Origin of the sequence: Bdellovibrio sp. HCB-162 (assembly GCF_047344985.1) — a bacterium.
In the GTDB taxonomy this organism is placed as follows: domain Bacteria; phylum Bdellovibrionota; class Bdellovibrionia; order Bdellovibrionales; family Bdellovibrionaceae; genus Bdellovibrio.
Genome location: NZ_CP178861.1, coordinates 2,640,353 through 2,653,082 on the forward strand (window position 1 = coordinate 2,640,353; position 12,730 = coordinate 2,653,082).

The 12,730-nt window shown below is 45.1% G+C and carries 9 protein-coding genes; 4 read left to right on the plus strand and 5 right to left on the minus strand.

Annotation, left to right across the window (positions count from 1 at the left end; translation table 11 throughout):
- Window positions 1-60 precede the first annotated feature (60 nt).
- The 5 genes from ACLSSO_RS12790 to gpmA form a co-directional block, all read right to left on the minus strand.
- On the minus strand, window positions 61-1,218 hold the full coding sequence (locus ACLSSO_RS12790) for an EF-hand domain-containing protein (RefSeq protein ID WP_295900844.1): 1,158 nt from the start codon (window positions 1,216-1,218) through the stop codon (window positions 61-63).
- Window positions 1,219-1,230: 12 nt separating this feature from the next.
- A complete protein-coding gene (locus tag ACLSSO_RS12795) occupies window positions 1,231-2,199 on the minus strand; it encodes a prepilin-type N-terminal cleavage/methylation domain-containing protein (RefSeq protein WP_295900841.1) in 969 nt (322 codons plus the stop codon).
- A complete protein-coding gene (locus ACLSSO_RS12800; RefSeq protein WP_295900838.1) occupies window positions 2,196-2,690 on the minus strand; it encodes a hypothetical protein in 495 nt (164 codons plus the stop codon). Before ACLSSO_RS12800 ends, ACLSSO_RS12795 begins: the two co-directional genes overlap by 4 nt.
- Window positions 2,687-5,482 (minus strand): hypothetical protein, encoded by a 2,796-nt coding sequence (locus tag ACLSSO_RS12805; protein ID WP_413943040.1) that lies wholly within the window; start codon window positions 5,480-5,482, stop codon window positions 2,687-2,689. Before ACLSSO_RS12805 ends, ACLSSO_RS12800 begins: the two co-directional genes overlap by 4 nt.
- A gap of 128 nt (window positions 5,483-5,610) precedes the next feature.
- Window positions 5,611-6,357 carry a 2,3-diphosphoglycerate-dependent phosphoglycerate mutase gene (gene gpmA / locus ACLSSO_RS12810; RefSeq protein WP_295900833.1) on the minus strand — a complete coding sequence of 249 codons (747 nt, stop codon included), beginning with the start codon at window positions 6,355-6,357 and terminating at the stop codon, window positions 5,611-5,613.
- A 161-nt stretch (window positions 6,358-6,518) separates the two neighbouring features.
- On the opposite strand from gpmA, the gene ACLSSO_RS12815 reads away from it, so the two are divergent.
- The 4 genes from ACLSSO_RS12815 (at window position 6,519) to lpdA (ending at window position 12,712) form a co-directional block, all read left to right on the plus strand.
- Window positions 6,519-9,224 (plus strand): 2-oxoglutarate dehydrogenase E1 component, encoded by a 2,706-nt coding sequence (locus tag ACLSSO_RS12815; RefSeq protein ID WP_413943041.1) that lies wholly within the window; start codon window positions 6,519-6,521, stop codon window positions 9,222-9,224.
- A gap of 21 nt (window positions 9,225-9,245) precedes the next feature.
- A complete protein-coding gene (gene odhB / locus ACLSSO_RS12820) occupies window positions 9,246-10,502 on the plus strand; it encodes a 2-oxoglutarate dehydrogenase complex dihydrolipoyllysine-residue succinyltransferase (protein ID WP_295900827.1) in 1,257 nt (418 codons plus the stop codon).
- Window positions 10,503-10,737: 235 nt separating this feature from the next.
- Window positions 10,738-11,130 (plus strand): hypothetical protein, encoded by a 393-nt coding sequence (locus ACLSSO_RS12825; RefSeq protein WP_295900826.1) that lies wholly within the window; start codon window positions 10,738-10,740, stop codon window positions 11,128-11,130.
- 172 nt (window positions 11,131-11,302) lie between these two features.
- The gene (gene lpdA, locus ACLSSO_RS12830; RefSeq protein ID WP_413943042.1) at window positions 11,303-12,712 is read left to right on the plus strand and encodes a dihydrolipoyl dehydrogenase; all 1,410 of its coding nucleotides are present in this window, start codon (window positions 11,303-11,305) and stop codon (window positions 12,710-12,712) included.
- The last annotated feature ends 18 nt before the right edge of the window (window positions 12,713-12,730 follow it).

Below are 12,730 nucleotides of genomic sequence, written 5' to 3' on the forward strand. Positions count from 1 at the left end.
AAATAAAAACGGCGTTTGAGTTTATCAAACGCCGTTCTTTTTTTTGATTCAAATTTTTCTTTATTTCACTCGTGGCGCAAACCACATGTCGATCACAGAACCTTTTTTCTCTTTGCCTTTTTGCACAAAGGTAAATGTACTGCGCTCGCGGACTTCCGCTCTGTCGCTAATTGGTGTTGTCGAAGAAGCATCGTATTTTAAAGAAACCGATTTGATTTTCGATTTTAACGAAACCAACTCACCGTCTTGGACGATACCGTCGCCGTTTTTATCATACCAAAGAAGAAGTTTTGCAAAGTCCTTGTCTTTGGAATCGATCACGTCATCTTTGTTGGAATCAAACTCGCGCAAAGCTTCAAATCCGTTTTTGAATTTATCGCCCTGATTTCCGAACAACTCGTCGGCTGTTGTGATTTTTTTATCACCGTTACGATCAACCGCGATGAATGCTCCCGGCGCGCCTTTTTCAGGCCACATTGTTTTTCCGGAAGGATTCAACGGGAAATCGACTTCTGAAGTGAACTGAGGACGTTTGTCATCAAAGAACACCATAAGTGGCGAGAAGTAACCGCCGCAGAAACCGTTTTCACCAGGGAAGAAGGCGGAAATGCTATATTGTTTTCCGTCATTCGAATTGCTTGTGTAGACGTTGCTTGAAAGGTCCCCTGTGTAACCCATAAATTGCTGGCCACTCTCTGTGCCCGGCGCAAAATATTGTTTAAAGCGAACGTCATGAAGTTTTACGTCAAAATCACTGCTGATGTTTCCTTCTTCATCTACTTTTGTAGTGAAGTTGATTGGAATTGTGATGCGCACGCTGTTTCCTGCATAGGAAGCAATCGCTCCACCAGTTACATCGGGTCCGGAAATTTGTACGATCTGATCACTTCCCGCCATCGAAACAACTTTAGCCGGGTAATTGATCTGATATTGCTTTAAGGCTCCCTTGTCGTTGATGGTCAGAAAAAGTTGAACCGTCGACTTCGGAGAAATTGGATTTGATACGCTTCTTAAGTTTGTACCAAAGCACGTATTTGAAACATTGATGGTGATTCCCTCTTGGGATGCGCGCGAGGCTTGTCCAGATAGAACAACCCCTTGAAATCCGGCAGTACCCCCTGCCCCTGAGTTCACTGCTGCGGGTTGTTGGTCCGCTGCAAAAGCGTGAAGAGCCACGCTACACAAAAGTGGAGCGCTCAGCCATTTCATAGAAAACATACAAGCCCCCTTTTAGTTCCCCTTTTTATCCGGTCTCTCGATCATGTAGTAAATCAAAGCGGCATGTGCATCATTCCGCTTAAACTGCACTCTCGAAATATCGGCTGCGAACAATTGTCCTTTCGGAAACGTGGCTCCCGAGTACACTGATCGCAAAAGGTTTACTTTCCCCTCTTTATCCTTCTCTAAATAATACTTTACGACTGAAACGGATTTCAAGCGAACAAGTGGTGCTGCTCCCCCCATAGGCGGTATATCCCTAAAGAAAGCATCTTCACTATTTACTGTCTCACTTGGATACATTGGATGAGTCGTATCTAAAAAGTTGGGAATACTAAATGCCAACGGTGTCAGTCGCGACTCCCCTAGAGTTGTCACGACCCCTAGAAAGATTGGCGATCGTGCGGGTCTGGAGTAATCAGGCCCTGTTGCGGTCATAGCTCGCACCGCGGCCGGAGAATCCAACATCAAGATAGATCCGATCTGCCAGAAGGCCGCCTTAGAAAGTTCAACTGCTTTGTTTTTGTTTAGAGAACGGAAACTGATATCCGATGCCACATTTGGATTTCCTGACGGGGCTCCAATATCGTAAGCGGCAGCCGGAGCATACATCATACTCTCGGAAACACGCTCTCGCGTGATAAGAAAAGTAAATTCGTTGCGACGACCATACTCCAGTGTAAGAATGCGCTCACCTGTATCAAGGCCTGATTCCGTCATATCAGTAATGAAATCGAAGAAGCGATGACCACGATCATCTACGACCACGAGATTGTTAAACGAAGGCTCTGACAGCTTAAGATCCTTAAGAAGCATACGTTCGGCAATAATATTATCGACCTTTTCTTCGATCTCGTTGGTAATTTCGTTTTTTGTTTTTGCTGTGAAAACGAAAAAGGATGCCGCGACCATGCCTAAGATTCCCATCAAGGCGATACCGACGACCATTTCTGCTAAAGTAAAACCTTTTTGATTCCTCATTGCGAATTCACCACAAATTGATAGTCCACGAAACCAAATGAGCTTTCACCTTTTCCACCTTTGGAATCGGATGAGCCCTCCCAATCTTTGTGACTTAAACGAACTGTCACTAAATAAAGACCTTTAATTCCCGGATAAGCCTGGATCACGAAACCATATCTTCCCGGACAACCAGGACAAGTTTCTTTAGGTTCAAGTTTTCCATTCCCCCACGCCATGGGAAGTTTATCCAAAGCCAGGGCATTGTTTCTTTCTTCGTCCGTTTGCACATAGTTGATCTGGTACATTCGCACGTTAGGACGAATATTCTCGATCACGTCATTGATCTGTTTGTAAACGGAGTTTTTAGTTCCGCTGTCTTTCGCGATCTTTTTCATTCCCAAGACCCCGGAAATAAAAAAGGATCCAACCAAAGTGATCATCGCAAGTCCCAAGAGACTTTCTATGATCGAAATACCTTTATTGTTCTTAAGCAAAGAAGTCTTCTTCATATGCCGGACTCCCTTGAAACTTCAAGAACATAGAATTTGACTAAACGGTTCTTACACATCGTCGATTTACTTTGTCCCACCAATCCGCAGTCTGGATCCACCGATGTCCAGCGGAATGGATCGGCTTTAGAGCGAAGGGAGATCGCGTTGCAACGATATAAATTCGCCACGTCTCTCATTGACGGATACGGATGCCAAACGGGGAATCTATTGATCGTTGTGCAGCTCTTATTTTCAAGAGCCTTCAACACTCCCGCCTGACGCAATTCGAAGGTAGCCATCGGATGATAAATAGTGCTCCAGCGGATACCTTTATCATAGGCATCTTTGGCGATTTCAATTCCATTCGCAACGATGAATGAACCGATAATTCTTAATTCCGTCGAACGAGATTCAATAATCAAACGTTCACACGTAAAGAATCCTGTTACGAAGTTGGCCGTGCTCTTAATAATGCAATCCTTGGCCATTGATTTTACCAGGAAGGTGGCTGTTCCGCCGCCATTTGGGTACCTCAAGGCATTACTGCCATCTAAGATCAAATTCGTACGATCTTCGTACTTGTTCGTAAAAGACCACGAGAATCTTGAACTCGGTGCGAATGATTGCGACCAATCCGTTCCGGCAAAAGCCGTGCTTTGCTGATTCGCGCAGGCTGTGTCGTAGTTGATAAATGGATCGTCATCCGGCAATTCCCCTTTGGAAAATCCCATGGAATTGGTCAGAGTTTGAGAGACACGGAATCCTCCGCCTCCCGTACGTTGGAAGTTCAACCAACCTTTATTCCCGTTCGACCATCCACGCAAAGACGTTCCTTGGAAGTAAGAGACATCGTAGGCTTCCAATTGGAATGATATATCCATCGGTTCACCTTTGGAGTTGACCAAAAGCTCACCATTTTCAAACTCGATTTTCACGTCACGGAACGTCGGATTCGTGTCTTTATTGCCGGCGTCCTTAGGATCCACGATTTGTGAAATTGTAATATGAATTTTGGGCTGAATTCCTTGTTGCGAATTCACAGCCGCAAGCTGTCTCTGAAGTTTATCAACTCTGTCCTGAGCATCGACAATCGCCTGCTTTTGTTTTAGACGCTGTCTTTCAGCCATGCGAAGACGGTCTTGCATATTGTCGATCTGTCTTTCTAAGTACGCGACTCTCGCTTTGTCTTTTTTTTCTTCCGCTTTTTTCAAATCTTCTTTGAGTTCATCAATATCTTGATTCGCTCTTTCGATTTCTTTTTCAATGTTTTCAAGCTGTCTTTGCTCAAAAAGAAGTTGAGATTCCGCGTCTTTCAACTGACCGTTGATGCGTTCTTTTAATTCTTTTAAATTGATTTCAGGTTCCAGAGTGACTGTTCCATTATCAGGAATTTCACCTTCCACCTTCATACGTCCAAAATTCATTGTGTACTTTGCAACGGCACCGCTGTTTTGACTGAGGTTCCAACCTTTAAGAATCTCGCCAAACCATCCCGTCTGAACTAATGACGGTGATCTCACTTGACCTGTTTGCGGATTGAAACGGTTCTTATCCGTGAGACCCAAACGGTACTCATACTTATTGTCGTTTTTATTTTCCTTAAGAAGCTGACCGCGCAAGTCTGAATTCACTGTGCGATTAAGATCGTATTTCGCAAGATTGTACGCGATACATCTTTCCATGAATTTCGGATCACTTGTCGTCGAACCGTTTTCTAGACCGGAAAGAAAGTCCAATCCCAAGTCACGTCTTGCATCGATCTCCACACCTTTTTGGAAGCCGCCAAACTGTCTGATATCATCCCAAAGTTGATCGAGATCCATTCCCGACGAACGCGGCGTAAACTCTGCCAACTTGCCGTCAGCGCGCTTACGCATGATGGGACCTTCACCCATGATCAGTTTTTCTTTGAAAGTCACTGGCGTATAAACGGTGTCACCTTTGTTTTTATCAACATTCAATGACGGAGCAGACGGAAGCGTCACGCTTCCGTTCACAAAAACGGGACTCTCAAAAATAAGTCCACCATAGTGAGATCTTTCAACTAACGAATCAAATTGACGGAAATAGGCATCACCTTTGCCAAGACCTGAGCCTGTCTTCTTATCCAAATAAAGATCTCCGGCAACAAGTAAAGCAAAGCTTCCCACTTCGCGCGGATAGACACCGACATAAGACACTGTCGTTAGGACACTTGATCCCACTTGAATCGGTTGTAAGCTTGAATCTAAAAGACTGACAGTGACTTTAAGATAAACTTCACGACCATATTCAGGAATCAAGGAGTTTTGATTTCGTTCAATGCGCACGTAAATATTTTCGACCTTATAGCCCTTTAATCCCGAAATAATTTTATAAATCGGATGCATGGCGCTGAAAGACTTAATTGAAATCATCTGATCGAATTTGGTCAGTGGGATATTCCCGGCGTTACTGACCCCCATGGCTCTTAAGAAATCCACGGTTTCTTTTTTCATCAACACACGCTCAACGGAACGAGGGTGGCTCAAAACCGCAGCCATAGAAGCCGAAGCTGTATCGCCTCCACAAGATTCCTGCATCCAGTCTTTGGAAAAACACCAACGCTGTTTAATTCCGAGAAGTGTGAAGTCCACCATCGAATGCAAAGCCAGACGAGCCGTGATAATCGCTGACGTCTTTTCAACTTGCTGACGGTGTTTAAGAACTTCGGGAGACATGTAATACAGCATCGTGCCGACAACGCCGACGGCAACGAGGGCCTGAACAAAGGCACTTCCTCTATTATTTTGCTTTGGGAGAAAACGTTCAAGCCAGAAGGATGGTTTCATGGGTAGCTCTCCTATCTGTCCGTATCGACAAATAGGATAGCAAACTTAATACAGTGGACGTCCGGATGTCTTAAAAATCACCGCAGAGTGCCTCACTCTAAGACACTCTTTGATTCAAAGAGAGATGCCTATTTGGCCTTTCCTTGGTTCGCAACAGCGTCGATTGCCGCCTTCACTTCCTCAGGATCACCAATGAATTCCTTCTTGATGACTTTGAAATTCGCGTCCAATTCATACATGAGCGGAATTCCCGTCGGCATATTCACAGCCATGATCTCATCAGGAGTCATGCCTTCAAGATGTTGAATCAACGCGCGCAAACTGTTCCCATGCGCCACGATTAACACTTTTTTTCCAGATTTGATCATCGGAGCAATCGTGCCGTTCCACAAAGGAAGGAAACGCGCGACCGTGTCTTTCAATGATTCTTGGCTAGGCAAAAGTTTGGGATCAACACCCGCATAGCGCGGATCATGTGTGGGATGGCGAGGATCGTTCACATCCATTGGAGGTGGCGGAACATCGTAACTGCGACGCCAGATTTTCACTTGGTCTTCGCCATGACGAGCCGCGGTTTCAGCTTTGTTGAGACCTTGCAGCGCTCCGTAGTGACGCTCATTCAGGCGCCATTCTTTGTGGACAGGAAGCCACACTTGATCCAACTCGTCCAAAACGAAGTTCAGAGTTTTAATCGCTCTTTTGAGGACGCTTGTGTAGGCGACGTCAAAGCTAAAGCCCTTATCTTTGAGGGCTTTCCCCCCTTTTAGAGCTTCCGCTCGACCTTTCTCAGAAAGATCTACGTCCTGCCAACCTGTAAAACGATTTTCCTGATTCCAAACACTCTCACCGTGTCTTACGAGCACCAACTTATACACAGCTTAAACTCCTTCAGTTTACATAAAAAAAGAGCTATCATGACCAGGCTTTCTTTAATATCAAAAGCTTGCGTTTTTGCCGCGCATTAAAGCGTGTCAAACTCCCAAGATTTTGAAAAATTAGCGCTCGTAACTACTGTGCTATAAACGTGAGGATCATCGTGAACAATAGTGGCATCAATCGTGCGAACCTAGAGTACATCGAACAGCTCTATGCAGATTTCAAAACCAATCCGGACTCTTTGGCTCCAGAATGGAAAAGTTTTTTTGAGGGAGTTGAATTTGCCCAAGATGGTAAATTCGGAATGTCCGACAAAGAGCTTTCTGTTTTTCAATTGATTCAAGCTTACAGAGCCGATGGTCACACGGAAGCCAACCTCAATCCTCTTTACGCTCCTCAAGCCAGTGAATTGCTTGCCTTGAAACGTTTTGGTTTGAGTGAAAAAGATTTGAGCGCCAAATTCCAAGTGGGATCTTTGATCGGCAAACAAGGTGCGACTCTTTCTGATATCATCGCGCACCTTAAAAAAACTTATTGTGGAACGATTTCTTTGCAAGCGTCTGATGCGACTCCCAAAGAGTACCAATGGTTGCAACAAGAATTTGAAGGCAATGGCTTTAAACTTTCTTTGGATGACAAGAAAAATGCTCTGCAATCTTTGACGAAGGCAGAGTCTTTGGAAAAATTCATCCACACTCGTTACGTGGGAACAAAGCGTTTCTCTGTAGAAGGTGCGGATTCTTTCTTGCCGATGATGGAAGCTCTTGTGAACAAGGGTATAGGCATGAACGTGAAAGAAGTGTTCGTCGGTATGGCCCACCGTGGTCGCGTGAACCTTCTTGTGAATTTCTTTGGCAAAGGTGAAGAGTACGTTTTTGGTGACTTCAACGGTCCTTTGCAATTGGAATCTCCAGTTGAAGATTTCGATAACGACGTAAAATACCACTTGGGCTATGTCACTGAAAAGAAAACAGCGGCAGGTTCTTGCAAAGTGACGATGGCTTACAACCCTTCTCACCTTGAAACTGTGAACGCGGTGGCTGTCGGTATGGCTCGCGCCGCTCAAGACAAAATGGGTGATGAAACTCGCAAACAAGTTGTTCCTATTTTGATTCACGGTGATGCGGCGTTTGCAGGCCAAGGCATCGTACAAGAAGTTTTGCAAATGGCGGGAGTAAAACCTCACACTGTCGGCGGAACGATTCATCTTATCTTGGACAACCAAGTTGGTTTCACGACTAATGGTTTTGACACTCGCTCGACTCGTTACTCTTCTGATACCGCAAAGATGACTTTCACACCGGTTCTTCATGTGAACGGTGATGATGTTGAAAGCTGCGTGCGTGCGATGGATATCGCTCTTCGTTACCGTCAAGAGTTTGGCAAAGATGTTGTGATCAACATGATCTGCTATCGCAAATACGGTCACAACGAAGGCGACGAGCCTGCGTTCACTCAACCGCAAATGTATGAGCTGATCAAAGCTCACGCGACAGTTCGCGAGCTTTACGCGAAGAAATTGGTTGCCGAAGGCAGCTTGGATCAAAAATTTATCGACGAACTTTACGCGAAAGCGATGGATCGTCTGCAGTCTATTTACGAAGAAACGAAAAAGAATCCTCCTAAGCTTAAAAACTTCAAGTTTGAAGGAAGCTGGAAAGGTCTTCGTAAAGCGACAGATGCTGACTTTGAAAAAACAGCGGACACAACATTCGATCTAGCGACGTTGAAAAAGATCGGCGAAAAAATCGGTTCTTTCCCTGAAGGTTTCACTCCGCATCCAAAATTGATCAAACTTCTTGAGACACGCAAAGCGATGGGTGCCGGGAAAGAGATGATCGACTGGGGTATGGGTGAACTTCTTGCTTACGGCTCTTTGCTTCATGAAGGCACCAGTGTTCGTTTGACAGGTGAAGACTGCGTTCGCGGTACGTTCACTCACCGTCACGCGGGTATGTATGATTTCAAAACGAACAAAGCTTACTTCCCTCTTGCGGATTTAAATCCAAAAGCGAAATTGCTTGTGGCGGAAAGTATTCTTTCTGAGTACGGCGTTGTTGGTTACGAATACGGTTATTCTGTTCAAGATCCTCGCAGCCTTGTGATGTGGGAAGCGCAATTCGGTGACTTCGTGAATGGCGCGCAGATCGTGATCGATCAATACATCGCTGCTGGCGAAACGAAATGGCAACAAATGAGCGGCCTTGTGATGCTTCTGCCTCACGGTTATGAAGGTCAAGGGCCTGAGCACTCTTCGGCACGTCTTGAAAGATTCTTGCAGTCAGGTGCGCAAAACAATATGCAAGTGTGCAACTTGACGACTCCGGCGCAAATCTATCACGCTCTTCGCCGTCAAATGCACAGAGACTTCCGTAAACCGTTGATCGTGATGTCGCCAAAATCTTTGTTGCGTCATCCTCGCGCGGTTTCTTCGATTGAAGATCTTGCGAAAGGTCACTTCCAAGAAGTGATCGCTGACACTGTTGATAAATCCAAAGTGGACACGGTTGTGTTCGTTTCTGGTAAACTTTATTACGAGCTTCTTGAGGAAAGAGAAAAAACGAAGAAGGACAATATCGCCCTTGTTCGCCTTGAGCAGCTTTATCCGTTCCCTGCAAAACAAGTGACTGAAGTTTTGAAGTCTTATCCTAAGGCGAAAACTTTGATCTGGGCACAGGAAGAACCTAAGAACATGGGTGCTTTCCAAAGCGTTTACTTCAAGTTTGTCGACGTGGTGTCTAAAGCAGGTTTGAAGTTGGGATTTGAATATGTGGGCCGTCCTGAGAGATCTTCTCCAGCGACAGGATCTATCCACAGACACAAAATCGAACAAGCGGAAATTGTTAAATCTATTTTTGGCGCTTAGGTGCTAGATTAAGGACGTTGCATGAAACAAGAGATTAAAGTTCCCGCGGTTGGGGAATCCATCACAGAAGCAACCATCGGCAGCTGGACAAAAAAATCCGGCGAGTTCGTAAAGCGCAATGAAGTTTTAATGCTTCTTGAAACTGACAAAGCCAGCGTTGAAGTAGTTGCTGAAAACGACGGTGTTTTGACTATTCTTCCGGGTAACGAAGCAGGTGCGGTTGTTAAGATCGGCGCTACTGTTGCTACTTTGGATACGGCGGCGTCAGCCGGCAGTGCTGAAGCCGGTAAGCCGGCGCAAGCTGAAGCAGCACCAGCTCCTTCACAACCTGCTCCTCAAGCCGCAGCGAAAACAGATGCTTCTCAACATCTATCCCCTGCAGTTCAAAGAATTGTGACTGAAAAAGGTTTGGATACATCCAACATTCAAGGCACTGGTAAAGACGGTCGCTTAACTAAAGGCGACGTATTAGAAGCTCAACCTTCTGCGAAAGCTCCAGCGGCGGCTCCTGCGAAAGCAGCACCAGCTCCACAAGTTTCTGCAGCAGAAGTGATGGCCGCTCGCGGTCCTTCAAAACAAGGCGATAAAAAAGTTGTTCCAATGACAACGATCCGCAAACGTATTGCGGAAAAATTAAAAGAAGCACAAAACACAGCCGCTCTTTTGACGACTTTCAATGAAATCGACATGAGCAAAGTGATGGAGCTTCGTTCAAAATACAAAGACAAGTTCAAAGAAAAATACGGCTTGAACTTGGGCTTTAACGGTTTCTTCGTGAAGGCTTCTGTGGAAGCTTTGAAAGCGTTCCCTGCGGTGAATGCTTTGATCACAGGAACTGATATTGAGTACCACAACTACTATAACATCGGTATCGCGGTATCGACTGAAAAAGGCTTGATGGTTCCGGTCGTTAAAGATGCAGATATGCTTTCTTTGGCAGGAATTGAAATGGCTGTTCGTGACTTGGCTTTGAAAGGCCGTGACGGAAAAATCACTCCGAATGATTTAAGTGGTGGAACATTCTCTATCACGAACGGTGGTGTGTTCGGTTCACTTCTTTCAACTCCAATCTTGAACTATCCGCAATCTGCTATCCTGGGTCTTCACAAAATCCAAGATCGTCCGGTAGCGATTGACGGCAAAGTTGAGATTCGTCCCATGATGTATGTAGCATTGACGTACGATCACAGAATCATCGACGGTAAAGAAGCCGTCAGTTTCTTAGTAAAAATTAAGGAACTTGTTGAAGATCCTGAGCGATTATTACTTGAAGTTTAATTCCCTAAAAGGCCCGTTTTGAGACGGGCCTTTTTTTATAATTAGGATAGCGCCAACTTTCCCAATACTCCCCCACACTTAAAGTCATTCAATGGATCCCACACTCCAAAAAATCTGAGTGCGTGCTCTAGTGTTCGATCTGCGATCGGAAACTTTATTTCTGTCCACGCGTTAACTCGTTTAGAAAAAATCCGATGAAGTCTTTACTACGTTCATAACCAATAGGGGGACTTTAATGAACAAAACTAAGAATTGGGAATACTATGGCTATCATTTCAAATCTTATTTCAAACCTGTAGGCCATGGTTACGAAGTGGGTTTCACTTTTGAAGGTAAGCCGCTTTTCGTAGGCAACTTCGTTCATAAAAAAGAAGCGACAGAGTGGTGGCGTTCTTTCAATCAAGAGATTCCTTATTTCTTCAATAAGTATGATTTCCCGGTAAATGGTCCTCACCAATGGATGACGAAGTTCTTCACGAACTACATGTACACTTGCTACTATGCGTGGCTTGATAAGAAATTTAATAAGTACACGAAAGAGTACACAAAGGCCTGCAAGACCGATGTGAAATTCTACAAAAAGATGCAGCCTGTTTGGAAAAAACGCGCTGAAAAAAGAGCGGCTTAAGAATAAAGCTCTCGTTCTTAGAACCCCTGAAAGACCTTCAGGGGTTTTTCTTTGCCTGACCTCCCGTCTAGACAAGCCTGCTCGCACCTTAATGCGAAGCTTCCTACGTGACCAAACATGCTAAGATAACGTATAAATTCTGGTGTATCCATTCTCTACAAAGGACGCTTCTATGGCTGATACTCAATTTGATGTGATTGTAATTGGTTCTGGTCCCGGCGGTTATGTTGGGGCAATTCGCGCAGCTCAACTCGGACTTAAAACAGCAGTGATCGAAAAAGACAAAACTTTCGGTGGCACATGCTTGAATGTGGGCTGTATTCCTTCAAAAGCGCTTTTGGAAAGTTCTGAGCACTTTGTAGCTGCTCAACACGACTTTGCAGCTCACGGTGTGAAAGTGGCAAAGGTGGAGTTGGATCTTCCAACAATGATGTCTCGCAAAGACAAGGTTGTGAAACAAAATACCGAAGGTATTGCGTTCCTTTTTAAGAAAAACAAGATCACTCCATTCACGGGAATGGGAAAAATTGTTGGTGCTGGCAAAGTTGAAGTGAAAGCCGAAGATGGCACAACGCAAGTTCTCACAACAAAGAACATCGTGATCGCGACAGGCTCTGCTCCCGTCGAACTTCCGTTCTTGAAATTCGATGAAAAGCGCATTGTTTCTAACACCGGAGCCTTGGCTCTTTCGCAACTTCCAAAATCCATGATCGTTGTGGGTGGTGGTGTGATCGGTCTTGAATTGGGTTCTGTGTGGCAACGTCTTGGAACGAAAGTCACAGTGATCGAGTACACAAATCGTCTTGGCGGTCCTATGGATCAAGACTGCATGAATGTGCTTAAGAAGAACCTTGAAAAAGAAGGCATGACGATCCTCACTTCTACGAAAGTGACAGGCTCTAAAACTTTGAATGACGGCGTTGAAGTCACTTACGAATCTTTGACGGATGGAAAAGCGACTTCTTTGAAGACAGATGTCGTTCTTGTAGCGACAGGCCGTAAGCCATTCACAAATGGCGTGGGCTGCGAAGAGATGGGCATTCAAAAAGATCCTCAAGGTCGCATCATCGTCGATGCCCACTATCAAACAAATGTTCCTGGTATTTTCGCCATCGGTGACGTTATCACAGGACCTATGCTTGCGCACAAAGCGGAAGAAGAAGGTGTTGCGGTCGCGGAAATGATCGCAGGTAAAGCGGGACACGTGAACTACAACACCGTTCCAGGGGTGATCTACACTCATCCAGAAATCGCTTCTGTGGGTATCACGGAAGAACAAGCCAAAGAAAAAGGTCTTGAGATCAACGTGGGTAAATTCCCGTTCTTAGCGAATGGTCGCGCCAGAGCAAAAGGTTTCACAGAAGGTTTTGTGAAAATCATCGCGGATAAAAAAACAGACCGCATCTTGGGTGCTCACATGGTGGGACCTGGTGTTTCTGAGTTGATCCACGAAGTGATCGTGTGCATGGAATTCGGCGGCAGCAGCGAAGACCTTGCAAGATCTTTCCACGCGCATCCCACTCTCAGTGAGGTTGTTCGCGAAGCGGCTTTGGCTGTTGAAAAACGTCAAAGACAGATGTAATTTTAAAAAACATTTTAA